This is a genomic window from Paraburkholderia sp. CNPSo 3076 (assembly GCF_026343935.1).
Classification (GTDB): Bacteria; Pseudomonadota; Gammaproteobacteria; order Burkholderiales; family Burkholderiaceae; genus Paraburkholderia; species Paraburkholderia nodosa.
The window spans coordinates 1-24,955 of the sequence record NZ_JAPMAL010000058.1; the positions used below are offsets into that span (position 1 = coordinate 1).

Consider the following 24,955-nt stretch of genomic DNA (forward strand, 5'->3'; position numbering starts at 1 on the left):
GCGGGGGAGGCGGCGGGTCGAACGAGGCCATCTCCCAGCGCTGGTACGCCGAGCGACGGCTGTTCGCGGAGCTGGTGTCAGACATAAGCGTCTTCTGCCTTGCCGCCTAGAACGATCTGACCGCTCTCGGCGAGGTTGCGCACGATCTGCAGGATGCGGCGCTGCTGTGCCTCGACTTCCGACACGCGCACCGGACCGCGCGCGTCGAGGTCTTCGGCGAGCAGTTCGGCCGCACGCTGCGACATGTTCGAGAGGAACTTGGTGCGCAGCGCGGGCGGCGCACCCTTGAGCGAAATGATGAGCGACTCCGACTCGACTTCCTTGAGCAGCAGCTGGATCGCGCGATCTTCGAGGTCGAGCAGGTTCTCGAACACGAACATCTGATCGATGATCTTCTGCGCGAGTTCCGCGTCGTACTGGCGGACGTTCTCGATCACCCCTTCTTCGTGCTGGCTCGTCATGAAGTTGAGGATTTCGGCCGCCGTGCGGATGCCGCCCATCGGGCTGCGCTTGAGGTTGTCGCTGCCCGAGAGGAGGTTCGTGAGCACGTCGTCGAGCTCGCGCAGCGCCTGCGGCTGGATGCCGTCGAGCGTCGCGATACGCAGCAGCACGTCGTTGCGCAGGCGCTCGGTGAAGCACGAAGCGATTTCCGAGGCCTGGTCGCGGTCGAGGTGCACGAGAATCGTCGCGATGATCTGCGGGTGCTCGTTCTTGATGAGTTCGGCCACCGACCCCGAATCCATCCACTTGAGGCCCTCAATGCCGCTCGTGTCGCCGCCTTGCAGAATGCGGTCGATGATCGCGCCGGCCTTGTCCTCGCCCAGCGCCTTGTTGAGCACGTTGCGGATGTAGTCGTTCGAGTCGAGCGAGAAGGCGGTGTGCTGTTCGGCTTCCTTGACGAAGTCCTGCAGCACGATTTCGATCTCTTCGCGCTTGACGTTCTTGAGCGCCGCCATGGCGGCGCCGATTTTCTGCACTTCGCGCGGACCGAGGAACTTGAAGACCTCGGAGGCCTCTTGCTCGCCGATCGACATGAGCAGCAGCGCGCTCTTGGTTGCGCCTTCAGCGTTCATCGTTCACCCAGCTTTTCACGACGGTTGCGACGATCTTCGGATCCTGGCGCGCGATGTTGCGCGCGTATTCCAGGTTGCGTTCGAACTTGTTCTTCTCGTTTTCGAAGGCGAGCAGGGCGGCTTCGTTGTCCGCGTTGTCTTCGCCTTCCGCACCAGCGCCGCCAAGGCGCACGGCTTCGGGGAGACCGTCGAGCAGCAGCGGCTCGCCGTCGGCCATGCCCGGCAGCGAGGGGGCAACCGGCTCGGGCGGCGGGAACGCGCGGCGCAGCGCCGGCTTCACCATCACGAAATAAAGGAAGAGCGCCACCGCGCCAATGCCGAGCCACGTCGCAATCTGCTTGGCAAGGGCGAGGATGTCGGGTTGACGCCACCACGGCAGGTTCGCGTTCGGGTCGACTTCGGTCTGGAACGCGGCGTTCACGACGTTCACCGAGTCGCCGCGCTTGGCGTCGTAGCCCATGGCGTCCTTCACGAGCTGCTCGACCTGCGCGAGCTTCTGCGCGTCGAGCGGCTGCATGGTGGCGTGACCCTTGGCGTCCACCTTCGGCTGATAGTTCACGATCACGGCGACCGACAGGCGCTTCACGTCGCCCGGCGCCTGGCTGTAGTGGCGCACGGTCTTGTCGAGCTCGTAGTTCGTGGTGGTGTCGCGATGATCGGAGACCGGCACCGGCGCCGACGCCCCGTTCGCACCCGCCGGCGCGCTGATGGGCGCCGAGGCTGGCTGCGGCGGCTGGTTCGTGAGCGCGCCGGGCACGCCGCCCGCGCCGCTTTGCTGCATTTCCGTCGAAATGTTCTGCTGCTGGCTGCGGATGGCTGCGGCCTGCGGGTTGGCGTTCGGACCGTAGGCTTCGGAGGTCTGCTCGAGCTTTGAGAAGTCGAGGTCGGCGCTCACCTGCGAGCGTGCGTTGCCGGCGCCGAACAGGGGCGCGAGGATCGCGTCGATGCGCGCCTGGGTGTCGTGCTCGACCTGGCGCACATACTTGAGCTGTGAGGCGTCGAGGCCCACGCCCGTGGCGCTCTGGGTGAGGAGGTTGCCGTCCTGGTCGACCACCGTCACGTTGCGCACCGGCAGGTCCGGCACGGCCGAAGCCACCATGTGCGTGATCGCGGCGACCTGGCCGTCGTCGAGAATGCGGCCCGGATACAGGTTCACGAGCACCGAGGCGGACGGCGCTTCGCGCTCGCGCACGAACACCGAAGGCTTCGGAATGGCCAGATGCACGCGCGCCGACTTTACGCTCGCGATCGACTGGATCGTTTGCTCGAGCTCGCCTTCGAGCGCGCGCTGGTAGTTCACCTGCTCGGCGAACTGGCTGATGCCGAACTTCTGGTTGTCCATCAGCTCGAAGCCGACCGAACCGTTCTTCGGCAGGCCCTGGGAGGCGAGGCGCAGGCGCATTTCGTTGACCTGCTCGGCGGGCACGAGAATGGCGCCGCCGGCGTCCGAGAACTTGTAGGGAACGTTTGCGGCCTGGAGCGCGGTAATGATGGCGCCGCCGTCGCGATCCGACAGGTTGCTATACAGCACCTTGTAGTCGGGCGCGCGCGACCACAGCACGAGACCCGCGACCACGGCCACGAGCACCGCCACGGCAAAAATGAGCGGCGCGCGCGGGTTGCCGCGCACGTTGCGCAACGACGAGAGCGAGCCGAGGCGTTGCGCGAAGCCGCCGCCTAGGTCATCCGCGCCGCCCAGGCCTGCGCCCGCGCCAGCGCCGGGCGCGGCGCCCGCGCCAGAGGTGGCGAGGCCCATGCGGGCGTCGGGGTTGATCAAAGAATTGGCAGTCGAATCCATGCGACGGGTATCTCCGGAGGCTTCCAGGTCTCGCCTTGCATGGCGGAGACTTTCACGTGACGCATTATCCGGGGCCACTGGCAAGCCGATTGCGCGAATAGAGCCGGGTTTTCCCCCTAGTTTCGGGGCTGCCGAAACGGACCCGCTGCTATGCTCTCCTCCAGATTCGGCGCCCTGTCAGTGCGCCGTCTCGGCCGGGCCCGCAGGATTGCCGCGCAATCGCTGAAACTCCGGTCCTGGGGCTCGCCCCGGAATACCCCGCAGGTCCCCTTTTCGTGGAGCAAACATGACCGTGCCAGTATCCCCGCTCACGTCCGCCTTGGCGCAAATGCAGTCGATGGCGACCCAGGCGGCCGGCAGCCCCACCGCAGCCGACGAAAAATCGGGCGCGGCCACGGCCGGCGGGTTCGCGGCGGCGCTCAAGTCGTCGCTCGACCAGATCAGCGACGCCCAGCAGAAGGCGGTTGGCGAGTCGCAGGCGTTCGAACTGGGCGCGAACAACGTGTCGCTCAACGACGTGATGGTCGACATGCAGAAAGCCAACATCGGCTTCCAGTTTGGCTTGCAGGTACGCAACAAGCTCGTGGCTGCCTACACCGACATCATGCAGATCCAGGTGTGACGGTGCCCGAAGCCTTCGCCCGCTCAACGCGCTAAAGCTTCTTCCCCTACGTTCCGATAACCCGGCTAGAAGAGTCCGTCGCTCGTGCTTCGCGCAAGCGCCGGACGACCGCATTCAAGCCAAACGTATCAAGGAGAAGCGCCGATGTTTTCCCCTGCCCAATCTGGAGCTAACGCCTATGCACGCGTGGGCGTCGAAACGGGGGTCATGGGGGCGAGCCCGCACAAGCTGATCGTGCTCCTGTACCAGGGAGCGCGCCAGGCCATCGCGCAGGCACGTATGCATTTGCAGGCCGGCAACGTCGGCCCGCGTTGCGAGGCGATCGCCAAGGCGATCCGGATTGTCGAGAGCGGACTTCAGCTTGCGTTGAACGTCGAGGCGGGCGGCGAGATCGCCCAACGCCTGAATGCGCTGTACAGCTACATGACGAAGCGCCTGCTGGAAGCCAATATTAAACAGAGCGAGACCATGCTGGTCGAGGTCGATAGACTGCTGGCTACGCTCGAAGAAGCCTGGTTGGGGATAGCGCCGGAAGTGGCGAGGATGGCCGAGCAGGCATCCGCGTCAGCGCCCGGCTCATTGATGAGATGAGTTCAAAAGCAGACTACTTCGCCCGCTACGAAGCGATAGCGGCCGTGTCGGAGCAGATGCTCCATGCGGCGCGCGATGCGCACTGGAACGATCTGATCGGCTTGCAGGAGGAGTACCGGATCCTCGTCGATGCCTTGAAGGACGCCGAAGCCGTGGTGCGGCTCACGGTTTCCGAACGGGCGCGCAAGTACGAGCTGATCCGCCAGATCCTCGCCGACGACGCCGCCATTCGCGATCTCGCAAGCCCTTGCATGGCACGGCTTTCGGCGCTCTTTTACGGCACCGTGCAGCCCGCGCGGGTCTTGCAGGAAATCTACGGAGCCCGCTAGCGCGGCGCGTGGCGCCTCCCGAGGCAACGGCGCGCAACGCCCCATGAACCGGCAGGTCAGCGCCGTGCGCAGATCCGGAACACCATGAACGGAATCGACACCGGAGCCGCCGCGCTCCTCGCGAGCCGCATCGCGGCGCTCACGCCGGTCGGGCCGCAGAGCGCCTCCGGCGCGGCGCAGACGGGCGTCTCCGCGCTCGCAACGGGCACCGCCGCGCTCGCCGACACCGCAGCCAACACCAGCACTACGCAGGACTCTACGGAGACCGTGCTTTCGGCGGTTGCGCTGGCGCTCGACGCCATCATCCGCTCGGGCGGCGAAGCGACGCCCGCCGTGGTGGGCCGCGCGCCGCTCTGGGCCAGCCCCGATGCCGACGCGGCGCCCGGCGGCGCGGCCACGTTGCCGCTGCCGGGTCTCGCGGGCGAAGCGCAGGCGGTGGAAGCCGCGTTGCTCGCGGACGTGGCGCTCGCGGCCCAGGGTCTGGCCGGCGAGGCGCTGGCCGGGGCGGCCGACGCCGGGACCGGTGCCGGCGCGCAAACGGCGTCCTCGCAAAACCCGCAGGCCACCCAAACCGCCCAAACCGCCCAAACCACCCAAACCGCCCAAACCGCCCAAACCGCTCAAACGGCGCAAACCGCCGCCGCACAGGCCGGCCCGGTCGCCGCGCTCGCTGCGTCGCTCGCGCAGACGGTGAGTTCGAGCGGACTCTTCTACGAAGCCCACCTCGCGCAATGGTTGCGCGGCCAGCTTTCGCCCGCCGAACTTGCCGATGAGCCGCAGAACCGTCTGCTCGGCGCTCACTCGCAACTGCCGCTCGACTGGAGCCCGGCCGACGACGACATCGACGACGTCCAATGGACCGAGACGTTCTCCGACGCGCCGGGCGCCGCGCGCGGCGAAGCGGGCAATGCCCAGAACGCTGCAAACGCGCTCAACGCCGCGCTGGCGCGCGCCTTCCCCGGGCTGGCGGATCTGCACGGCGAAGCGGCCGCAAGCCAGGCCCAGGCGCGCGCAACGCTTGCCGACACCCTGCTGCCCGCCATGCACGAGGCGGCCGCGCAGGCCGCGGGGCCGTCGGTCCATCCGGCCGTGATACCGCTCGTGCGCCAGCAGCTCGATCTGCTCGCGACCGGTGAGTTTCGCTGGAATGGCGAGGCGTGGCCGGGCGTGCGGGTGGACTGGAGCATCCAGCAAGACGACTACGATGCGCGCGACCCGCACTCGGGCGCAGGCGGCGACGACGACATCCCATGGCGCACGCGGCTCACGCTTGCGCTGCCGAAGCTCGGCACCGTCGACGCGGAACTCACGCTGACGGGCTCGACGCTCGCCGTGCGCGTGCAGGCGAACGCAGGCGGCGCCGCGCGCCTCACCGCGGAAAGCGAGTCGCTGCGCGGGCGGCTCGAAGCGCTCGGGCTCACGCTCGCGGGGCTTTCGATCCGCGAGATCGGCAGCGGCGCTGCGGCAAATCCCGCCGAGGCTGCGAGAGCCGCTAGCGCCGCGAGTGCCTACGCTGCACAAACCACTTCCGCCGCAGCCACCGCGCAGACCGCGCAGGCTGGCGCCGCGGCGGATGCGTCCGCCGCACGACCGGGCGCCGACGCGACCGATCAGCGGAACCACCGCCTCGACCACGACTGGGAGTTGTGATGAGCCGCACGCACCGCAAGAGCGCCGCCGCGCTCGCCTACGACGTCCCCGAAGGCGACGGCGCGCCGCGCGTGGTCGCGAAGGGCTACGGCCTCGTCGCGGAGATGATCGTGCAACGCGCGAAGGAAGCGGGCCTCTATGTGCACGAAGCGCCGGAGATGGTCTCGCTGCTCATGCGCGTGGACCTCGACGCGAGGATCCCGCCACAGCTTTATCAGGCAGTGGCCGAACTGCTTGCCTGGCTGCACCGCCTCGAAGCGGACAACGACGCGAAAGCCAAAGCGGCCGCGCAAGCGCAAACCGCCACGCCGGCCGGCGGCGCCCCACGCGACATCAGCGACATTCGCAGGATCGACGGCAGCCGCCCCGCGCTGCCCTTCAACCCTTCAACATCAACTTGATCAGCCAGGCGACGCGCTTGCCGTAGGGCGGCGCGATGAGCCCGCGCGCATTCAGACGCGCCTGGGTGAAGACGGGCTTCATCTTCGAGAACGTGACGAAGCCCTCGTAGCCGTGATACGCGCCCATGCCGCTCGGGCCGACGCCGCCGAACGGCAGTCCCTCGGCGGCGATATGCATGAGCGTCTCGTTCACCGACATCCCGCCCGCCACCGTTTCGTGCGTCACGCGTTCAATCGTGCGCGGGTCGTCGGCATAGAGGTAGAGCGAGAGCGGGCGAGGGCGTTCGTTCACGTAGCGCAACGCTTCGTCGAGCGTGTCGTAGGGCACGAGCGGCAAGAGCGGCCCGAAGATTTCCTCCTGCATGAGCGCCGTCTGTGCGCCGGCGTCCGTCACGATGACGGGCGCGAAGCGCCGCGTGGCGGCGTCGTGCGTACCGAGCGGGTGTAGCTGCGCGCCGCACGCCTCGGCTTCGTCGGCGAGGCGTTGCAGACGCTCGAAGTGGCGCGCCGAGATGATCGAGGTGTAGTCGCGGTTGTTCGCGAAGTCCGGATAGAGCTGCGCGAAACGCGTGCGCGCGCGGGCGATGAACGCCGCCTCCTGGCCGCGCGGCAGCAGCACGTAGTCGGGCGCGATGCAGGTTTGCCCCGCGTTCAGCGTCTTGCCGAGCAGCAGGCTGTCCACGGCGTAGTTCAGGCGCGCCGCGGCGCCGATGATCACGGGCGACTTGCCGCCCAGTTCGAGCGTGACCGGCGTGAGGTTCGCGGCAGCCGCGCGCATGACTTCGTGCCCCACGCGCGTCGAGCCGGTGAAGAGCAAATGGTCGAACGGCAGCGCGCTGAAGGCGGCGCCCACCGACGCGTCGCCGTTTACGACCGCCACATGGTCGCGCGCGAAGGTCTTGCCAATCAACGCCTCGAACAGTGCGGAAGTGCGCGGCGTCAGTTCCGACATCTTGATCATGGCGCGGTTGCCCGCGGCGAGCGCGCACACGAGCGGGCTCGCGCCGAGCAGCAGCGGATAGTTCCACGGCACGACGATACCCGCCACGCCAAGCGGTTGCGGCACCACCTTCGCGCGCCCAGGCAGCAGCCATTTGCCGACCGGTTTGCGGCGCGGCTTCATCCAGCGCGCGCCGTGCTTGAGCGCCGCATCGATCTCCTGCTTGAGGACGACGAATTCCGCGAGCGCGACCTCCGCCTTCGCGCGCTGGCCGAAGTCGGCGTTCATCGCGTCGGCGAGCGCGTCGCGGTGCGAGAACAGCACGTCGCGCAGCGCCTTGAGATTACGCGCGCGCGCGTCCCAGGACGGGAACGGGTCGTGCAGAAAGGCCTCGCGCTGCGCGGCGAGCAGCGTGTCGAGCGCAGCGCGCGGGTCGTCGGGCGTATCGTGGGCGCGGCGGGCGAAGTCTTCGGGCAGGTCCTGCTTCATGATCGGTCCTCGTGGGGTTCGCGCGCGCTGTGGCGCGCGGGCGAACGGAAAAATCGGCTCGTATTGTCGGGTGACGCTGAGGGTCACACCGGGCGCGACGGAAACGCCCGCTCGATGATCGCGGCGTGATCGAAGCGTGCAGGCAGCGTGCCGAATACGCGGTCGCAGTCGGCGTCGTGCTCGTCGAGGCGCGTGGCGATGAACGCTTCGGCCACCTCCGGCGGGCCGTCGCGCAGCAGCATGGCCTGCGCGATCAGCACGATCTGCTGCGCGATGCGCCGCGCGCTCGCCTCGCGCGTGCCCGGCGCGCCGTTGAGCAGCACCGAGAGGCGGTCGAGCGCGGCGCTCAGAACCGGGTGAGTCTGCGCGTCGCGCCGCCACGCGAGAAAGAGCGCCTGGGCGGCGTCTGCCTCGCGCTCCAGCGCGCGCAACACGTCGAGGCACATCACGTTGCCCGAGCCTTCCCAGATCGAGTTGACGGGAGCTTCGCGGTAGAAGCGCGCCATCGGCCCTTCCTCGACGTAACCGTTGCCGCCCCAGACTTCCATGGCCTCGCCCGTGAACGCGAGCGCGCGCTTGCAGACCCAGAACTTCGCCGCCGGCGTGACGATGCGACGCCAGGCGCGCGCTTCGAGCGACTGGTCGTCCGTATCGCCGGGTTTCGCGTCGGCGCTGTCTTCGAAGGCGCGCGCAAGACGCATGAAGAGCGCCGTCGCCGCTTCCGATTCGAGCGCGAGATCGGCGAGCACGTTTTGCATGAGCGGCTGCTGCGCGAGCACGCGGCCGAACGCGCTGCGGTGGCGCGCGTGGTGGATCGCCTGCACGAGCGCCGCGCGCATGAGCGCCGCGCTGCCGATCACGCAGTCAAGCCGCGTGTAGTTCGCCATCTCGATGATGGTCGGCACGCCGCGGCCTTCGTCGCCGATCATGACGCCGTACGCATCGAAGAACTCCACTTCGCTGCTCGCGTTCGAGCGGTTGCCGAGCTTGTTCTTCAGGCGCTGCACGTTGACCGCGTTTTTCGTGCCGTCCGGCCGGTAGCGCGGCACGAAAAAGCATGAGATTCCGTCGTGCTCCGTGGTGCGCGCGAGCACGAGATGGGCGTCGCACTGCGGCGCCGAGAAAAACCACTTGTGGCCGGTGAGCAGATACGCCGCGCTGCGTCCGGTTTCGACGCCTGCTGGGCGCGCCTCGGTGCGGTTGCTGCGCACGTCCGAGCCGCCTTGCTTCTCCGTCATGCCCATGCCGATCATCATCGAGCGCTTCTGCGCGAGCGGCAGGTCGCGCGCGTCGTGCTCGCGCGTGTAGAGCGGCGCGCGCAGCGTTTCGAACAGCGCCGTCTCGCGCTGCAGCACGGCAATGCTCGCGAACGTCATGGTCAGCGGGCACAACGAGCCCGATTCGAGCTGCGCGTGCAGGAAGTAGCCCGCGCAGCGCGCGGCCATCGCGCCGGGCCGCGGGTCCGAATACGGCAGTGCGTGCAGCCCTTCTTTGCGCAGCAGCGCGAGCAGCTCGTGCCAGGCGGGGTGGAATTCGATCGCGTCGATACGCTCGCCGCACGGGCTGTGCGTGTGCAGTTCGGGCTCGTGGCGGTTGGCGAGGTCCGCGAGCGCGAGCGTTTGCGCCTTGCCGAGCGTCTCGCCGTGGCGAGCGAGCGTTTCGCGGTGCCAGTTCGCGCCCGCGCGCGCGAGGGCCTCGCCGAGCGCGGCGTCGGTGGTGAAGAGGTTGTAGTCGGCGAGCGGCGGCGCCTGGTTCGTCACTTCGTGGGTTGTGCCGGGGCGATGCGTGACTTCCGTCGGGTTCATCTGCCTGTCTCCGATGCAAGGCTTGCGGTGCGCGGCGTGCTTCACGCGCGGCCGTTCGTGTTCTGTTCGCTGTCGTGACGGGGAGGCGTGCGCAGCGGCCGCTCCATGGGAAGCGTCCGTGAGGTGAGTGATTCTTGTGCGCTCCAGCGCTCCCTTTGCCGCTTGCTGGAATCTTGCGGGTTTCAGCTCTGGCGGCCGAACCGCCTTCCATCATAGGCGTCGATGCGCCGTCAGGTTTAGAGGGGATGCTCTGACATAAAAGCTGACCTCGGAATCAGACGCTTCCTACAATGCGCCATTGAAGCCGAAAACGAACGAGCGTGCAAATAGCGCGCCGGTGCCTCGCAAGAGGCAGGCCGACAGGACGGAGACGATGCAATACGACTACATCATCGTAGGCGGCGGCTCGGGCGGCGCGTCGCTCGCGGGCCGGCTGGCCGACCGATGCCCGCAGGCGAGCATCGCGCTCGTCGAGGCCGGGCCGCACACGGCGCGCAACCCGTTCGTCAACATGCCGCTCGGCGTCGCCGCGCTCGTCCCGTTTCGCACGAAAAACAACTACGCCTATGAAACCGTGCCCCAGCCGGGACTCGCCGGACGGCGCGGTTACCAGCCACGCGGTCGCGGCTTCGGCGGCTCGAGCACCATCAACGCGATGATTTACACGCGCGGCCATCCGCTCGACTACGACGAATGGGCGCAGCTCGGCTGCAAGGGCTGGGCGTGGCGAGACGTGCTGCCGTACTTTCTGCGGGCCGAGGACAACGAGCGCGGCGCGAGCGCCTGGCATGGCGCGGGTGGCCCGCTAGGCGTGGCCGACCTGCGCGAGCGCAACCCGGTCGCCGCGCGCTTCGTCGAGGCCGCGCGCGAGGCGGGCTTTCGCCTGAACGACGACTTCAACGGCGAGGAACAGGAGGGCGTCGGCTTCTATCAGGTGACGCAGCGCGGCGGCGAACGCTGCACGGTGGCGCGCGCGTATCTGTATGGGCGAGAGCGGCCGAACCTGCATCTGATCGCCGACGCGACGGTCCTCTGCGTGAGCTTCGACGGCGCGCGCGCGAGCGGCGTGGAGCTTGCGCGCAGCGGCGCGATCGAGACCCTGCAGGCGCGCGCCGAGGTGATCCTCGCGGCGGGCGCGTTCAACTCGCCGCAATTGCTGATGTGCTCGGGCATCGGTCCCGCCGACGAACTGCGCGCGCTCGGCATTGCGGTGCGCCACGACGCGCCCGAAGTCGGCCGCAACCTGATCGACCATATCGATTTCACTTTCAACAAGCGCGTGCATTCGAGCGACACCGTGGGCTACTCGCTGCGCGGCGCGGCGCGCATGACCGCGGGCTTCGTGCGGTATCTGCAGGGGCGGCGCGGCATGCTCACGACCAACGTGGCGGAGGCGGGCGGCTTTCTGAAGAGCCGCCCCGAACTCGACCGGCCCGACCTGCAGCTGCACTTCTGCACGGCGCTCGTCGACGATCACAGCCGCCGCCTGCATTGGGGCCATGGCTATTCGCTGCACGTGTGCGTGCTGCGCCCGGCGAGCCGCGGCACGGTCACGCTCGCGAGCGCCGACGCGCGCGCGGCGCCCGTGATCGACCCGCGCTTTCTCTGCGATCCGCGCGACCTCGACGCGCTCACGCAGGGCGCGCGGCTCGCGCGTCGCATACTCGACGCGCCCGCGCTGGCGCAGCTGGGCGGCCGCGAACTCTACACGCATGGCGAGCAGAGCGACGCGCAATTGCGCGAGACGATCGCCCGCCATGCCGACACGATCTATCACCCCGTCGCGACCTGCCGCATGGGCGGCGACGCGCGCTCCGTCGTCGATCCGCAGTTGCGCGTGCGCGGCGTGACGGGACTGCGCGTTGCCGACGCCTCCGTCATGCCGACACTCATCGGCGGCAACACGAATGCGCCGAGCGTGATGATCGGCGAGCGCGCGGCCGACTTCATCGCACAGGCGCGATACGCGCGCGATACGGCGCCTCAGCGCGTCGACGCCTGACGTTTCGCGTTTCCTGTTCCGTTGTTTTGTCTCATCGCAGGCTTCAGCCAGCCTTGCCCGGCTGTTTCTCCATCCCCGGCGGATGCACGAAGTCATCGAGAAACGTGAAGGGCTTGCCGTACTCCGAGCGCGCGACGTCGAGCCACGCACGCGCCGCGTGCGAGAGATAGCCGCTGCGTTTCCAGCCGATCGCCATGTCCCAGGTGATTTGCGGCTCGCTCACGGGCAGGCAGGTGAAGCGTTCGGCGTCGAGCCGGCGCACGTACGGCGCGGGCAGCAGCGCAATGCCCACGCCCGCGAGCACGAGCGCTGCCATCAGGTCCCAGTGGCCGCTGCGCCCCACCACCTGCGGCACGAAGCCGGCCGTGCGGCACGCGTTCAGCACGACGTCGTTGAGCGCGAGGCTTTCGCCGTAGAACACGAACGGCTCGCCGGCCAGTTCCGCGAGCGGCACGGCGAGCTTGTTGTCCCAGCGCGAGCCGCGCCGCGCGACGAGCCACAGCAGCTCGTGCGAGATCGGCAACACGTCGATCAGCGCGGGATCGACAGGCAGCAGCACGCCGCCCAGCTCCAGCTCGCCCGAGATCAGCGCGGCTTCGATGGTGCGCGAGCCCTGCTCGAAAAGCTTCAGCTCGATCTTCGGATAGCGCTGGCGGAACGTCGCGATGGCGGGCGTGAAAAGCGAGCCGCCCATCGGCGGAATGCCGATGGTGAGTTCGCCGCGCCCGAGCGTGCCGAGATCGGCGAGTTCGGCCTGTAGCTGCGCCTGCGCGGCGAGCACGTCCTGGCCGCGCTGGTAGACGATGCGCCCGGCGTCGGTGAGCACCATCTGGCGCGCGTCGCGCAGCAGGAGCTGGGTGCCGGTCTCGTCTTCGAGCGCCTTCACCATCTTGCTGATGGTCGGCTGGGTGACATGCAGTTTTTCGGCCGCGGCGGTGAAGCTCTGTTGCCGCACCACCTCGATGAAATAGCGAAGCGCGCGCAGTTCCACGATCGGGACTCCACAAATGTGCAGGAAACACGCTCAACCGGGTGCTGAGTTGGTGCATTCCAATATGGAATGTAGCAGATGATCTTAAGTCATTATGTTTATGCTGCGCTGCACCCTATACTGACTTCCATTCCAGTGTCACTTAGGGTTTGCCATGACTACCTCCACCGCGACCGCGAAAGTCTCCGAAAGCGCTGAGCGCAACGTGGGCGGCATGGCGAGCTTCGGGCGCCGTATCGGCCGCATTACCGTGCAATCGGCGCTGCTCGCGGGCGTCTGGTACGCCGCCGACGCCCTCACGCGCTTCACGCACCTGCCGGTGCCGGGCGGCGTGGTCGGCCTCGTGCTGCTGCTCGCGCTGCTCTTTTGCGGCGGCGTCACGCCGCGCTGGGTGAAGGCGGGCGCCGACTGGCTGCTCTCCGACATGCTGTTGTTCTTCATCCCCGCTGCCGTGGCAGCCGTGAAATACGGCGGCCTCTTTCGCGCCGACGGCTGGCGTCTCGCGCTCGTCGTGGTCGGCGGCACGCTGATGGTAATGGTGGCCGTGGCGTTCGCGGTCGAACAGGCCGCGAAGCTCGAGCGGCGCCTCGCGCTGCGCCGCGTGCGCGATTCGCGGCACGCGCGCCATCTGGCGCGGGCTTGAGGCTGCAACGTCCTGAATAGAGTGAGGGGGAATCCGTCATGAACACGTTTTATGCGTCCCTGTTCGCCGACGACGCGGCGCGGCTCATCGCCGCCGGCTGCTTCATCCTCACCGTTGCGCTCTATTTCGCCTCGAAGGCGCTCTATGCGCGCTTTCGCTCGCCGTGGCTCACGCCGCTCGTCGCGGTGCCCGCGGTGCTCGGCGTGTTCGTGCTGGCGCTCCATATTCCGTACCCCGTGTACTTCCAGGACACGCGCTGGCTCATGTGGCTGCTCGGCCCGGCCACCGTGGCCTTCGCGGTGCCGATCTACGAGTACCGCGACCTGCTCAGGCGCCACTGGATCTCGCTCACCGTGGGCGTGACGGTCGGCATCGTCGTGGCGGTGGGCGGCTCGCTCGCGCTGGCCAAGCTCCTGCACCTGTCGCCCGATCTGCAGCGCAGCCTGATGACGCGCTCGATCTCGACGCCGTTCGCGCTCGCGGTGTCGGACAAGATCCACGCGCCGCGCGACCTCACCGCGTTGTTCGTGATCGCCACGGGCGTGTGCGGCATGCTGTTCGGCGAACTCGTGCTCGGCCTCGTGCCGCTGCGCACGCGGCTTGCACGCGGCGCGCTGTTCGGCGCGGCGGCGCACGGCGTGGGCACGGCGAAGGCGCGCGAGCTGGGCAGGGAAGAAGGCGTCGTGGCGAGCCTCACGATGATGATCGCGGGCGTGGTGATGGTGCTGCTCGCGCCGGCGCTCGGGTTTCTGCCCGTTTGAAGTCCGGCGGGTGCGTTCGCGCCCGCTTTATCGCAGACGCGCATGTCGCCAACGCGCATGTCGCCAACGCGCGCATGCGCGGACACCATCCCGATTTGCTACAATCTCGGCTCGCTTTCGAGGAGCGTTGCGACGGGTTTTCTGTAACCCGCCAGGCTCGAAAGTGCTTCAATCCGGTTGAGTCCACTGAATCAATCGCACTGAAACGGCGCTCACGTCTTTAATTTCTAGTCACTTTTAGAAAGGAGGGCGTGATGAACGCCGCAGTTCCGCAAGATCAAGCCAAAGATTTCATCGTCGCCGATATGTCGCTTGCCGCCTGGGGCCGCAAGGAACTGAACATCGCCGAAACCGAAATGCCGGGCCTCGTGCAGACCCGCGAAGAGTACAAGGCGCAGCAGCCGCTCAAGGGTGCGCGCATCGCGGGCTCGCTGCACATGACGATCCAGACGGGCGTGCTGATCGAGACGCTGACCGCGCTGGGCGCCGACGTCCGCTGGGCGTCGTGCAACATCTTCTCGACGCAAGACCACGCCGCCGCCGCGATCGCGCAGGGCGGCGTGCCGGTGTTCGCGTTCAAGGGCGAATCGCTCGACGAATACTGGGAGTTCTCGCACCGCATCTTCGAATGGCCGAACGGCGAGTTCGCCAACATGATCCTCGACGACGGCGGCGACGCCACGCTCCTGCTGATCCTCGGCTCGAAGGCTGAAAAGGACCGCTCGGTCATCGCCAAGCCCACGAACGAAGAGGAAGTCGCGCTCTACAAGTCGATCGCCGCGCACCTCGACGTCGATCCGCAGTGGTACTCGAAGCGCCTTTCGCACATCCAGGGCGTGACCGAAGAAACCACGACGGGCGTGCACCGCCTGTATCAGATGGAGAAGGAAGGCCGTCTGCCGTTCCCGGCGATCAACGTCAACGACTCGGTCACGAAGTCGAAGTTCGACAACCTGTACGGCTGCCGCGAGTCGCTCGTGGACGGCATCAAGCGCGCGACCGACGTGATGATCGCGGGCAAGATCGCGGTCGTGGCCGGTTACGGCGACGTGGGCAAGGGCTGCGCGCAGTCGCTGCGTGGTCTGGGCGCCACGGTGTGGGTCACGGAAATCGATCCGATCTGCGCGCTGCAGGCCGCGATGGAAGGCTACCGCGTCGTGACGATGGAATACGCCGCCGACAAGGCCGACATCTTCGTGACGGCCACCGGCAACTACCACGTGCTGAACCACGATCACCTGAAGGCGATGCGCCACAACGCGATCGTCTGCAACATCGGCCACTTCGACTCGGAAATCGACGTGGCTTCCACGCGCCAGTACGAGTGGGAAAACATCAAGCCGCAAGTCGACCACATCATCTTCCCGGACGGCAAGCGCGTGATCCTGCTGGCCGAAGGCCGCCTCGTGAACCTGGGCTGCGCCACGGGCCACCCGTCGTTCGTGATGTCGAACTCGTTCACGAACCAGACGCTCGCGCAGATCGAACTGTTCACGCAAGGCAAGAAGTACGAGAACAAGGTGTACGTGCTGCCGAAGCACCTCGACGAAAAAGTTGCACGCCTGCACCTCGCGCGCATCGGCGCGAACCTGACCGTGCTGTCCGACGATCAGGCTTCGTACATCGGCGTCGATAAGAACGGACCGTTCAAGCCGAACCACTATCGCTATTAAGCCGATACAACGCGATACAAAACGGGCTGCGGTTTTAAGCCCGTTTTAAGCGGTCAAGCGGATGCTGACCCCAATCCCCGCGCGCAACGTGTGGGGACTGCGGGCGGCATCCGCTGCCGGCACCTGGCGATACAAAAGCAACGACGCAAAAGGAGTCCTTATGACCGTGCTGCTGACCTGGCTGATCAACGCGCTCGCGCTCCTGATCATCACCTGGCTCGTTCCGTCGATCCATATTCGCAGTTTCGGCACCGCGCTCATCGTCGCGATCGTGCTCGGCCTCATCAACGCCGTGCTGCGCCCGCTGCTGATCGTGCTCACGCTGCCCGTGACCATCCTCACGCTCGGCCTCTTCATCCTCGTGGTGAACGCGCTGTGCTTCTGGCTGGCGGCGTCGCTCCTCAAGGGCTTCGAGGTGTCGGGCTTCTGGTCGGCATTTTTCGGCTCGATCCTGTACAGCATCGTGTCGTGGCTGCTCTCGGCGCTGATCTTCGGCAACCGCAGCCTCGGCTGACGCGGGCCCGGACCGCCCACGTTTGCGGCCCGGCCTCACTGGCCTCATCAACATGAAACCGATCGAACTCTCATTCGAATTCTTCCCGCCGAAGACGCCGGAGGGCGTGGAAAAGCTGCGCGCCACGCGCGCCCAGCTCGTCACGCTCAAGCCGAAGTTCGTCTCGGTGACGTTCGGCGCGGGCGGCTCGACGCAACAGGGCACGCTCGACACCGTCGTCGATATCGCGAAGGAAGGCGTCGAGGCCGCGCCGCACCTCTCGTGCATCGGCTCCTCGAAAGAGGACCTGCGCGCGATTCTCGGCGAGTACCGCTCGCACGGCATCCGTCATATCGTGGCGCTGCGCGGCGACCTGCCCTCGGGCATGGGCGCGGTGGGCGAACTGCGCTACGCGTCGGAACTCGTCGCCTTCATCCGCGAGGAAACCGGCGACGCGTTCCACATCGAAGTGGCCGCGTATCCCGAGTACCACCCGCAGGCGCGTTCGCCGCGCCACGACCTCGAAGCGTTCGCGCAAAAGGTGAAAGCGGGCGCCAATTCGGCGATCACGCAGTACTTCTTCAACGCGGATGCGTATTTCCGCTTCGTCGACGACGCGAAGAAGCTGGGCGTGGATATTCCCATCGTGCCGGGCATCATGCCGATCACGAACTACTCGCAGCTCATGCGCTTTTCGGAGATGTGCGGCGCCGAAGTGCCGCGCTGGGTCGCGAAGCGCCTGGAAAGCTTCGGCGACGATCGCGAGTCGATCCGTGCGTTCGGGCTCGACGTGGTGACCGACCTGTGCCGCCGTCTCGTCGAGGCGGGCGTGCCGGGCATCCACTTCTACACGCTCAACGCGGCGCCGGCCACCAAGGCCATTTGCGAGCGGCTCGGGTTCTAGGGCGCTCGCTCTAGACCCGGCCAGCGGCGACAAACCGCGCGGTTCCCGGACTCCCGGGCCGCGCGGTTTTTTATTGAGACGCGATTGCGCGATTTGCATCAGCAAGGCCGCGCGGCCCGGCTGCGCGCGGCATTTCTGCGCGCTATGTTCCTGATCTAGCAGGAGAAAAAAAGGGGGCGAAGCTACGCTGCACCGCAGCAGCTGCAACGACGACGCCTGTCAACCCGGCGTTTTCCACAGGCGACGGGACTTTTGGCTTGCTTGTGACTGCGGCACGTGCTCAAGTAAGATCGCGCTACGCTGGCGCAAGCCGGCATTGAACTGGAGGAAACATGAAAGAAAACAAACTGTTGCGGGCTGCCCGAATGACGTCTCTCGTGGCGCTCGCAGCGGCATCGATTGCTGGAGCCCCGCTCGCGCACGCCGCGCAAAGCATTCCGAACAAGACGCTCGTCTACTGCTCGGAAGGCAGCCCCGCTGGCTTCGACCCGGCCCAATACACGACCGGCACCGACTTCACCGCGAACACGTTCACCGTCTACAACCGCCTCGTCGAGTTCGAGCGCGGCGGCACCAAGGTCGAACCGGGTCTCGCAGAATCGTGGGACGTGTCCCAGGACGGCAAGACTTACACGTTCCATCTGCGTCATGGCGTGAAGTTCCAGACCACCTCGTTCTTCAAGCCCACGCGCGAATTCAATGCGGACGACGTCGTGTTCTCGTTCGACCGCATGCTCGACCCGAACAATGCGTTCCGCAAGGCGTACCCGGTGTCGTTTCCGTACTTCACGGACATGGGCCTCGACAAGCTGATCGCGAAGGTCGAAAAGGTCGACCCGTACACGGTCAAGTTCACGCTGAACGAGCCGAACGCGCCGTTCATCCAGAACATGGCGATGGAATTCGCCTCGATCCTCTCGGCTGAATACGCGGATCAACTGATGAAGGCCGGCAAGGCCGCCGACATCAACCAGTTCCCGGTCGGCACGGGTCCGTTCATCTTCAAGAGCTACACGAAGGACGCGACGATCCGCTACGACGGCAATCCCGACTACTGGAAGCCGGGTGCCGTGAAGCTCTCGAAGCTGATCTTCTCGATCACGCCGGACGCCAGCGTGCGCGTGCAGAAGATCAAGCGCGACGAATGCCAGGTGATGAGCTATCCGCGTCCCGCCGACATCGCGCCGCTGAAGGCCGAGCCGAACATCGCGATGCCGTCGCAGCCGGGCTTCAACCTGGGCTACCTGTCGTACAACGTCACGCACAAGCCGCTCGACAACGTCGATGTGCGCCACGCACTCGACATGGCGATCAACAAGAAGGCGATCATCGAGTCGGTGTACCAGGGTGCGGGCCAGCTCGCGACCAACCCGATGCCGCCGACGCAGTGGTCCTACGTCAAGAACCTGCCGGCCAACGCATACGACCCGGAGAAGGCCAAGGCGCTGCTCGCCAAGGCTGGCTTGTCGAACGGTTTCGAGATCACGCTGTGGGCCATGCCCGTGCAGCGCGCTTACAACCCGAACGCACGCTTGATGGCCGAAATGATCCAGGCCGACTGGGCGAAGGTCGGCGTGAAGGCGAAGATCGTCACGTATGAGTGGGGCGAGTACATCAAGCGCGCGCACGCGGGCGAGGACGACTCGATGCTGATCGGCTGGACGGGCGACAACGGCGATCCGGACAACTGGCTCGGCACGCTGCTCGGCTGCGAAGCGGTGAACGGCAACAACTTCGGCAAGTGGTGCTACAAGCCGTTCGACGACCTGGTCCAGAAGGGCCGCCAGACCTCGGATGTTGCGCAGCGCACGAAGCACTACCAGGAAGCGCAGCAGATCTTCGCGAAGCAACTGCCGTTCTCGCCGATCGCTCACTCGACGGTCTATCAGCCGGTCAGCAAGAAGGTGACCGACATGCGCATCGAACCGCTTGGCTACGCGCGCTTCGACGGCGTGGGCATGCAGTAAGGATAATCGGGTAAGACTTTCCGCTCGGTCCGCATATCAGCCAGGACCGGCGGAAAATGGTCCGGCGACCGGGGTCACGAGCCCCTGTCGCCGGTTGCGTTTCATTTCATGCTTTTGGGGGAACACCACATGTTCCGCTTCGTACTGCGCCGCATCGGCATGGTCATACCCACGTTCATCGGTATCACCATCCTTGCGTTCGCACTCATCCACCTGATTCCGGGCGACCCCATCGAAGTGATGATGGGCGAGCGCGGCGTCGATCCGCAAATGCACGCCGAGGCGATGCACCGCCTGGGGCTCGACGAGCCCCTGCCGATGCAGTATGTGCACTACGTCTGGCACGCCGTGCACGGCAATCTCGGCACCTCGATCATCACCAACACGAGCGTGATGGGCGAGTTTCTCGCGCGCTTTCCCGCCACCGTCGAGCTGTCGATCTGCGCGCTCATTTTCGCGCTCGTGATCGGCTTGCCCGCCGGCGTGTTCGCGGCACTGCGGCGCGGCACCGTCGTCGATCACGGCGTCATGGGCACCGCGCTCACCGGCTACTCCATGCCGATCTTCTGGTGGGGGCTCATCCTCATCATGGTGTTCTCGTCGAAGCTCGGCTGGACGCCGGTGTCGGGCCGCCTCGCGGTGGAATTCGACATTCCGCACGTGACCGGCTTCATGCTGATCGACTCGCTCCTGCCCGGCACCGACGAAGGCGCGTTCAGGTCGGTGCTGAGCCACCTGATCCTGCCGGCCATCGTGCTCGGCACGATTCCGCTCGCCGTGGTCGCGCGCATGACGCGCTCGTCCATGCTCGAAGTGCTGCGCGAGGACTACATCCGCACCGCGCGCGCCAAGGGGCTTTCGCCCGTGCGCGTGATCGTCGTGCACGCGCTGCGCAACGCGCTCATTCCCGTGGTGACCGTGATCGGCCTGCAGGTCGGCACGCTGCTCGCGGGCGCGGTGCTCACCGAAACGCTGTTCTCCTGGCCCGGCATCGGCAAATGGCTGATCGACGCGATCAGCCGGCGCGACTATCCGGTGGTGCAAGGCGGCATTCTCATGATCGCGACGCTCGTGATCGTCGTGAACCTGTTCGTCGATCTGCTGTACGGCGTGCTCAACCCGCGCATTCGACATACGAGGTAAGCGAGCCATGACAATGCGAACCCCACAACACAACATTCAACACCAGGAGGCATGATGGCTGACATTCAGAACACCGTGCCTCGCGCCGTCACGCCGCCTTCGGGCCGCGCGCTCGTGCTGCGCGAATTCTGGGCGAACTTCTCGCGCAACAGGGGCGCCGTGGGCGCCGGCGTGATCGTGCTCGCGCTGATCGTCATCGCGATCTTCGCGCCGCTGATCGCGCCGCACAGCCCCATCGAGCAATACCGCGACTACGTGAAGATTCCGCCCGCCTGGCTCGACGGCGGCAACTGGAAGTTCATTCTCGGCACCGACGAAGCAGGCCGCGACATCCTCTCGCGTCTCATGTACGGCGCGCGGCTTTCGCTGTGGATCGGCTGCGTCTCGGTCGTGCTCGCGCTGATTCCGGGCATCGTGCTCGGCCTCGTGGCTGCGTTCTTCGAGAAGTGGGCCGATACGCCGATCATGCGTCTCATGGACGTGCTGCTCGCGCTGCCCTCGCTGCTCCTCGCGGTGGCCGTGGTCGCGATCATCGGTCCGGGTCTCACGAACACCATGCTCGCGATCGCGATCGTGGCGCTGCCCGGCTACGTGCGTCTCACGCGCGGTTCGGCTTTGGGCGAACTGCACAAGGAGTACGTGACCGCTTCGCGCGTGGCCGGTGCCGGCACGCTGCGCCTGATGTTCTCGCAGGTGCTGCCCAACTGTACGGCTCCGCTCATCGTGCAGGCCACGCTCGGCTTTTCCTCGGCGATCCTCGACGCCGCCGCGCTCGGCTTCCTCGGCCTCGGCGTGCAGCCGCCGCGTGCGGAGTGGGGCGCGATGCTCGCCTCGGCGCGCGATTACATCGACAGCGCATGGTGGATCGTCACGATGCCGGGTCTGTCCATCCTCATTTCGGTGCTCGCGATCAACCTGCTCGGCGACGGGCTGCGCGACGCGCTCGATCCCAAGCTCAAGCGGATGGCCTGACATGAACAAAGAACTTTTGACCATCCGTAATCTGGCGGTGAACTTCAACGGCCTGCCCGCCGTTGACCGCGTGAATCTGTCGGTCGCGCCTGGCGAAGTGCTCGGCATCGTCGGCGAATCGGGCTCGGGCAAGAGCGTGACGATGATGGCGCTGATGGGCCTCATCGACGCCCCCGGCAAGGTAAGCGCGGATTCGATCACCTTCGACGGCCGCGATCTGCTGGGCGCCACGGGCAAGGAGCGCCGCCGCATCGTGGGCAAGGACATCGCCATGGTGTTCCAGGACGCGCTCACGAGCCTGAACCCGAGCTACACCGTCGGTTATCAGATCAAGGAAGTGCTCAAGCTGCACGAGGGCCTGCGCGGCTCCGCGCTGCATGCGCGCGCAATCGAACTGCTCGACCAGGTCGGCATTCCCGACGCGAAGAACCGCATCGACAACTTCCCGCACCAGATGTCGGGCGGCATGAACCAGCGCGTGATGATCGCGATGGCCGTGGCCTGCAACCCGAAGCTGCTGATCGCCGACGAGCCCACCACGGCGCTCGACGTGACGATCCAGGCGCAGATCATGGAGCTGCTCGTGCGTCTGCAGAAGGACCGCGGCATGGCGCTCGTGCTGATCTCGCACGATCTGGCCGTGGTGTCCGAAGTCGCGCAACGCGTGGCCGTGATGTACGCGGGCGAGATCATCGAAACGAACCGCGTGCCGGACATTTTTTCGCGTCCGCATCATCCATACACGGAAGCGCTGCTCGCCGCGATTCCCGAGCACAACAAGGGGGCGATGCGTCTTGCCGCGCTGCCCGGCATGGTGCCCGGCCGCGACGACCGGCCGAGCGGCTGTCTCTTCGCGCCGCGCTGCAAGTATGTGGTGGATGACTGCATGAAGGCGCGGCCCGCGCTCGACGCGGTGACCGATGAGAGCGGCTATGCGCAAGTGCGCTGCATCAAGCCGCTGAACGCGGCGGTGACTCAATCCAGTGGAGGCGCGCGATGAACGCAGTCCAGCAACATGCGGCTCATCAGGACCATCAGGACGACAAGGTTCTCATCGCCGACGATCTCAAGAAGCATTACTCCGTCAAGCGCGGCATGTTCGGCACGGGCACCGTGAAGGCGCTCAATGGCGTGTCGTTCTCGCTCACGCGCGGGCGCACGCTCGCCGTGGTGGGCGAGTCCGGCTGCGGCAAATCGACGCTCGCGCGCCAGCTCACGATGATCGAGCCGCCCACGGCGGGCAAGCTGACCATCGACGGCGAGGACGTTGCGCACGCAAGCGCCGCGAAGATCGCTGCGCTGCGCCGCCGCGTGCAGATGGTGTTCCAGAACCCGTTCGCCTCGCTCAATCCGCGCAAGACCGTGGAGCAGACGCTCGGCGAGCCACTCGCCATCAACACGCGGCTCACGGCGAGCGAGCGCGCGGACCGCATCGCGCACATGATGCGCATCGTCGGCTTGCGGCCCGAGCACGCCAAGCGCTATCCGCACATGTTTTCGGGCGGCCAGCGCCAGCGCGTGGCGATCGCGCGGGCCATGATTCTCGACCCGCAGATCGTCGTGGCCGACGAACCGGTTTCCGCGCTCGACGTCTCGATCCAGGCGCAGATTCTCAATCTGTTCATGGACTTGCAGGAGCAGTTCCGCACGAGCTACGTGTTCATCTCGCACAACCTGGCCGTGGTCGAGCACATTGCCGACGACGTGATGGTGATGTACCTGGGCGGCGTGGCGGAACTGGGCGACAAGGACACGGTGATCTCGCGGCCGCGCCATCCGTACACGCGCTCGCTGCTCTCGGCCACGCCCGCGATTTTCGAAGCGGACCGCCGCGTGAAGATCAAGCTCGAGGGCGAATTGCCTTCGCCGCTCAACCCGCCGTCTGGTTGCACGTTCCATCAACGTTGTCCATACGCGGTCGATCGGTGTCGTAAGGAAGTGCCTGTTCTTCGCGAAGTGGACGGCCGTCAGGTATCCTGCCATCGTGCAGAGGAGGTGGGGGAAGAGGATGGGCGGCCCATGCCGGCCTGAAGCGACGGCGGCGCGTCGTTTTATTGCTACGCGCCGCCAGTTGATGGGCGGCCGTCCTGCCGCCTTTTTCACTGTTTTTTCCACCGTTTTCTCCGCCGCTCTTTCAATCGTTCCGGCTGCCGCGTTTGCCGTGGCGGCCGGGCTGAGTACGGCTGTTCGTGTGACATTCGGTGTGGCTTTTGGTGTGGCATTCGCGGTGGCGTTGCGTGCGGCGTTGAAGAAAGCGTCGAGCGCTGCGGCGCGCACGGCGCTCACGCTCACGCTGGCGCTCGCGGTCGGCGTTCTCGCAGGCGCCTCGGGCCCGGCGTTCGCTGGCGGCGCCGTCGCCAACACGCCCGGGGTGCACCCGGCCGTGCCCATGCCGCCCGGCACGGCGCGCGGCGCGAACGGCGGCATTCCCGGCTTTCACGCCGCGCCCGCCGTGCCGAGCTACGCATCGGGCACGACGGCTGGCGGCCCGGTGCGCACCCAGCCTGCGCGCATGCCGTTCTACGTCGCCACGCGCGGCAATCTCACGATCTATCTGCTCGGCACGCTCCATGTGGGCGACCCCGCCGACTACCCGCCCGGCCAGCCGTTTCGCCCGCCGATTCTCGCGGCGCTCGCCGCGTCGCCCATTCTCGCGCTCGAGCTTTCCCCCGACGATCTGCTCGTTTCCCAGGACGACGTCTCGAAATATGGGGTGTGCAGACGGCCCTGCCTGCCGGGCCTTCTGCCCGATCCGCTCTGGCAGAAACTCGAGGCGCGCATGCGCGGCAATCCGGAGGCGCTCGCCGAGATCCGCAAGATGCGGCCGTGGCTCGCCTCGCTGCTTGTGGAAACCTACGACTCGCTGAGCGCCGGCCTGCAGACCGAGTTCGGCACCGAGGCGCAGTTGCAGAACGTGTTCCTGCGCTGGAAGGGCCGCCGCATCGTCGGGCTGGAGACGCTCGGCGAGCAGATGCGCGCCTTCACGAACCTGAGCCTCGCGCAGCAGCGCGAGATGCTCGCCCAGGATCTGGCGCAGACGCCGGCGCAAAACGTGTCCGACGTGCAGACGCTCCTGCACCTGTGGCGCGTGGGCGACGCCGACGCGATCGCCGCATGGGAATCGGCGCGCACCGAAAAGCTCTCGCACGACGCGCGGGTGGCGGCGTCGGTCGACAACCGCATCGTCTACGAGCGCAACCGGCGCTTCGTTTCGCGCACGCAGCAGTACGTGGCGCCGAACAAGCCCCTCTTCGTTGCCGTCGGCGCGCTGCACCTGGGCGGCCCGAAAGGCGTGCTCCAGCTGCTGCGCCAGCGCGGCTTCAATGTCGACCCGGGTTGAGCTGGCTTGGGCCATTGCGCCCGAATCTCGCGGCCGCGCGCGGCCTGAATGCAAAAAAGCCGGCTTTCGCCGTAATGCCGTTCAGTTAAGGTCCCGTTTCAGGTACCGAACGGTGTAGCGGAAAGGTCTGGACTTGACGGCCCGTGCGCAAGAGCGCCCGGGCCGTTTTTCGTTGGCAAGCTGCTTGAGCCGCTCGCGCAGGCGCACGAGCAGCGCAGGAAGTTTGCCGTACGAGCGGGTCACGGCTGCCCATGACATCTCATACTGAATCGTGTGAAACGCGCGGATGAAGCTCAGGTCCTCGGGGGCGCGTCCGGCCTCAAGCGCGGCCTTCGCCACCTCCAGCCGGATCAGGTTGTAGGCAATCA

The 24,955-nt window shown here is 66.7% G+C and carries 22 protein-coding genes, 2 pseudogenes and 1 riboswitch; of the genes and pseudogenes, 17 read left to right on the forward strand and 7 right to left on the reverse strand.

From position 1 onward, the window contains the following. The 3 genes and pseudogenes from M3A49_RS39400 to fliF all read right to left on the reverse strand — a co-directional run. Positions 1-85, reverse strand: a pseudogene (locus M3A49_RS39400) (flagellar assembly protein FliH); the annotation flags it as partial. Further along, complete coding sequence (gene fliG / locus M3A49_RS39405) at positions 78-1,073, reverse strand: flagellar motor switch protein FliG (protein WP_028203385.1); 996 nt, start codon at positions 1,071-1,073, stop codon at positions 78-80. The pseudogene M3A49_RS39400 and the gene fliG, both read right to left, overlap by 8 nt. Beyond that, positions 1,063-2,871, reverse strand: coding sequence for a flagellar basal-body MS-ring/collar protein FliF (gene fliF / locus M3A49_RS39410; protein WP_266233637.1), 1,809 nt, complete (start codon positions 2,869-2,871; stop codon positions 1,063-1,065). The genes fliG and fliF overlap by 11 nt, the downstream gene beginning before the upstream one ends. Before the next feature lie 286 nt (positions 2,872-3,157). Between fliF and fliE the strand changes: the two genes are divergently transcribed. From fliE to M3A49_RS39435, 5 genes are all read left to right on the forward strand, one after another. Then, positions 3,158-3,493 carry a flagellar hook-basal body complex protein FliE gene (gene fliE, locus M3A49_RS39415; protein ID WP_266233638.1) on the forward strand — a complete coding sequence of 112 codons (336 nt, stop codon included), beginning with the start codon at positions 3,158-3,160 and terminating at the stop codon, positions 3,491-3,493. 144 nt (positions 3,494-3,637) lie between these two features. Next, on the forward strand, positions 3,638-4,084 hold the full coding sequence (fliS, locus tag M3A49_RS39420; protein WP_028203388.1) for a flagellar export chaperone FliS: 447 nt from the start codon (positions 3,638-3,640) through the stop codon (positions 4,082-4,084). Further along, positions 4,081-4,413: a flagellar protein FliT gene (locus M3A49_RS39425; protein WP_028203389.1), complete on the forward strand. Its 333-nt coding sequence runs from the start codon at positions 4,081-4,083 to the stop codon at positions 4,411-4,413. Before fliS ends, M3A49_RS39425 begins: the two co-directional genes overlap by 4 nt. 84 nt (positions 4,414-4,497) lie before the next feature. Then, positions 4,498-6,063, forward strand: a complete 1,566-nt coding sequence (locus M3A49_RS39430) for a flagellar hook-length control protein FliK (RefSeq protein ID WP_266233639.1) — start codon at positions 4,498-4,500, stop codon at positions 6,061-6,063. Continuing rightward, entirely contained in the window at positions 6,063-6,464 is a 402-nt protein-coding gene (locus M3A49_RS39435; RefSeq protein WP_266233640.1) for an EscU/YscU/HrcU family type III secretion system export apparatus switch protein, read from the forward strand. The genes M3A49_RS39430 and M3A49_RS39435 overlap by 1 nt, the downstream gene beginning before the upstream one ends. On the opposite strand, the gene M3A49_RS39440 is transcribed toward M3A49_RS39435, so the two are convergent. Together M3A49_RS39440 and M3A49_RS39445 are read right to left on the reverse strand one after the other, a co-directional pair. Continuing rightward, a complete protein-coding gene (locus tag M3A49_RS39440; RefSeq protein ID WP_266233641.1) occupies positions 6,442-7,893 on the reverse strand; it encodes a coniferyl aldehyde dehydrogenase in 1,452 nt (483 codons plus the stop codon). The two genes, M3A49_RS39435 and M3A49_RS39440, sit on opposite strands and share 23 nt — an antisense overlap. Before the next feature lie 83 nt (positions 7,894-7,976). Beyond that, positions 7,977-9,698 carry an isovaleryl-CoA dehydrogenase gene (locus M3A49_RS39445; RefSeq protein WP_266233642.1) on the reverse strand — a complete coding sequence of 574 codons (1,722 nt, stop codon included), beginning with the start codon at positions 9,696-9,698 and terminating at the stop codon, positions 7,977-7,979. Positions 9,699-10,071: 373 nt separating this feature from the next. On the opposite strand from M3A49_RS39445, the gene M3A49_RS39450 reads away from it, so the two are divergent. Then, the gene (locus M3A49_RS39450) at positions 10,072-11,700 is read left to right on the forward strand and encodes a GMC family oxidoreductase (protein WP_266233643.1); all 1,629 of its coding nucleotides are present in this window, start codon (positions 10,072-10,074) and stop codon (positions 11,698-11,700) included. Positions 11,701-11,743: 43 nt separating this feature from the next. Here M3A49_RS39450 and M3A49_RS39455 read toward each other — a convergent pair whose 3' ends face one another. Further along, a complete protein-coding gene (locus M3A49_RS39455) occupies positions 11,744-12,691 on the reverse strand; it encodes a LysR family transcriptional regulator (RefSeq protein ID WP_266233644.1) in 948 nt (315 codons plus the stop codon). Positions 12,692-12,905: 214 nt separating this feature from the next. Here M3A49_RS39455 and M3A49_RS39460 point away from each other — a divergent pair, with 214 nt between their 5' ends. The 11 genes from M3A49_RS39460 (at position 12,906) to M3A49_RS39510 (ending at position 24,587) form a co-directional block, all read left to right on the forward strand. Further along, entirely contained in the window at positions 12,906-13,334 is a 429-nt protein-coding gene (locus tag M3A49_RS39460; protein ID WP_266233650.1) for a CidA/LrgA family protein, read from the forward strand. 38 nt (positions 13,335-13,372) lie between these two features. After that, positions 13,373-14,095: an LrgB family protein gene (locus M3A49_RS39465; protein ID WP_266233645.1), complete on the forward strand. Its 723-nt coding sequence runs from the start codon at positions 13,373-13,375 to the stop codon at positions 14,093-14,095. Positions 14,096-14,208: 113 nt separating this feature from the next. Beyond that, positions 14,209-14,316, forward strand: a riboswitch (S-adenosyl-L-homocysteine riboswitch). Positions 14,317-14,349: 33 nt separating this feature from the next. Next, positions 14,350-15,768 (forward strand): adenosylhomocysteinase, encoded by a 1,419-nt coding sequence (gene ahcY, locus M3A49_RS39470; protein ID WP_254356924.1) that lies wholly within the window; start codon positions 14,350-14,352, stop codon positions 15,766-15,768. A gap of 160 nt (positions 15,769-15,928) precedes the next feature. Beyond that, a complete protein-coding gene (locus M3A49_RS39475; protein ID WP_028203399.1) occupies positions 15,929-16,282 on the forward strand; it encodes a phage holin family protein in 354 nt (117 codons plus the stop codon). Between the two features lie 52 nt (positions 16,283-16,334). Next, the gene (metF, locus tag M3A49_RS39480) at positions 16,335-17,165 is read left to right on the forward strand and encodes a methylenetetrahydrofolate reductase [NAD(P)H] (protein WP_254356923.1); all 831 of its coding nucleotides are present in this window, start codon (positions 16,335-16,337) and stop codon (positions 17,163-17,165) included. A 332-nt stretch (positions 17,166-17,497) separates the two neighbouring features. Continuing rightward, on the forward strand, positions 17,498-19,132 hold the full coding sequence (locus tag M3A49_RS39485; RefSeq protein WP_266233646.1) for an ABC transporter substrate-binding protein: 1,635 nt from the start codon (positions 17,498-17,500) through the stop codon (positions 19,130-19,132). Positions 19,133-19,261: 129 nt separating this feature from the next. Further along, positions 19,262-20,275: an ABC transporter permease subunit gene (locus tag M3A49_RS39490; RefSeq protein ID WP_266233647.1), complete on the forward strand. Its 1,014-nt coding sequence runs from the start codon at positions 19,262-19,264 to the stop codon at positions 20,273-20,275. 54 nt (positions 20,276-20,329) lie between these two features. Beyond that, the gene (locus tag M3A49_RS39495; RefSeq protein WP_266233648.1) at positions 20,330-21,247 is read left to right on the forward strand and encodes an ABC transporter permease subunit; all 918 of its coding nucleotides are present in this window, start codon (positions 20,330-20,332) and stop codon (positions 21,245-21,247) included. 1 nt (position 21,248) lies between these two features. Continuing rightward, a complete protein-coding gene (locus M3A49_RS39500) occupies positions 21,249-22,247 on the forward strand; it encodes an ABC transporter ATP-binding protein (RefSeq protein ID WP_028203404.1) in 999 nt (332 codons plus the stop codon). Continuing rightward, complete coding sequence (locus tag M3A49_RS39505) at positions 22,244-23,278, forward strand: peptide ABC transporter ATP-binding protein (protein ID WP_254356920.1); 1,035 nt, start codon at positions 22,244-22,246, stop codon at positions 23,276-23,278. Before M3A49_RS39500 ends, M3A49_RS39505 begins: the two co-directional genes overlap by 4 nt. A gap of 184 nt (positions 23,279-23,462) precedes the next feature. Next, complete coding sequence (locus M3A49_RS39510) at positions 23,463-24,587, forward strand: TraB/GumN family protein (protein WP_266233649.1); 1,125 nt, start codon at positions 23,463-23,465, stop codon at positions 24,585-24,587. An 81-nt stretch (positions 24,588-24,668) separates the two neighbouring features. Here M3A49_RS39510 and M3A49_RS39515 read toward each other — a convergent pair. Then, positions 24,669-24,955: pseudogene (locus tag M3A49_RS39515) on the reverse strand (DDE transposase); the annotation flags it as partial.

Coding starts and splice junctions, on each gene's coding strand:
- fliG (WP_028203385.1), bottom strand. CDS start 1,073: ATGAACGCTGAAGGCGCAACCAAGAGCGCGCTGCTGCTCATGTCGATC.
- fliF (WP_266233637.1), bottom strand. CDS start 2,871: ATGGATTCGACTGCCAATTCTTTGATCAACCCCGACGCCCGCATGGGC.
- fliE (WP_266233638.1), top strand. CDS start 3,158: ATGACCGTGCCAGTATCCCCGCTCACGTCCGCCTTGGCGCAAATGCAG.
- fliS (WP_028203388.1), top strand. CDS start 3,638: ATGTTTTCCCCTGCCCAATCTGGAGCTAACGCCTATGCACGCGTGGGC.
- M3A49_RS39425 (WP_028203389.1), top strand. CDS start 4,081: ATGAGTTCAAAAGCAGACTACTTCGCCCGCTACGAAGCGATAGCGGCC.
- M3A49_RS39430 (WP_266233639.1), top strand. CDS start 4,498: ATGAACGGAATCGACACCGGAGCCGCCGCGCTCCTCGCGAGCCGCATC.
- M3A49_RS39435 (WP_266233640.1), top strand. CDS start 6,063: ATGAGCCGCACGCACCGCAAGAGCGCCGCCGCGCTCGCCTACGACGTC.
- M3A49_RS39440 (WP_266233641.1), bottom strand. CDS start 7,893: ATGAAGCAGGACCTGCCCGAAGACTTCGCCCGCCGCGCCCACGATACG.
- M3A49_RS39445 (WP_266233642.1), bottom strand. CDS start 9,698: ATGAACCCGACGGAAGTCACGCATCGCCCCGGCACAACCCACGAAGTG.
- M3A49_RS39450 (WP_266233643.1), top strand. CDS start 10,072: ATGCAATACGACTACATCATCGTAGGCGGCGGCTCGGGCGGCGCGTCG.
- M3A49_RS39460 (WP_266233650.1), top strand. CDS start 12,906: ATGGCGAGCTTCGGGCGCCGTATCGGCCGCATTACCGTGCAATCGGCG.
- M3A49_RS39465 (WP_266233645.1), top strand. CDS start 13,373: ATGAACACGTTTTATGCGTCCCTGTTCGCCGACGACGCGGCGCGGCTC.
- ahcY (WP_254356924.1), top strand. CDS start 14,350: ATGAACGCCGCAGTTCCGCAAGATCAAGCCAAAGATTTCATCGTCGCC.
- M3A49_RS39475 (WP_028203399.1), top strand. CDS start 15,929: ATGACCGTGCTGCTGACCTGGCTGATCAACGCGCTCGCGCTCCTGATC.
- metF (WP_254356923.1), top strand. CDS start 16,335: ATGAAACCGATCGAACTCTCATTCGAATTCTTCCCGCCGAAGACGCCG.
- M3A49_RS39485 (WP_266233646.1), top strand. CDS start 17,498: ATGAAAGAAAACAAACTGTTGCGGGCTGCCCGAATGACGTCTCTCGTG.
- M3A49_RS39490 (WP_266233647.1), top strand. CDS start 19,262: ATGTTCCGCTTCGTACTGCGCCGCATCGGCATGGTCATACCCACGTTC.
- M3A49_RS39495 (WP_266233648.1), top strand. CDS start 20,330: ATGGCTGACATTCAGAACACCGTGCCTCGCGCCGTCACGCCGCCTTCG.
- M3A49_RS39500 (WP_028203404.1), top strand. CDS start 21,249: ATGAACAAAGAACTTTTGACCATCCGTAATCTGGCGGTGAACTTCAAC.
- M3A49_RS39505 (WP_254356920.1), top strand. CDS start 22,244: ATGAACGCAGTCCAGCAACATGCGGCTCATCAGGACCATCAGGACGAC.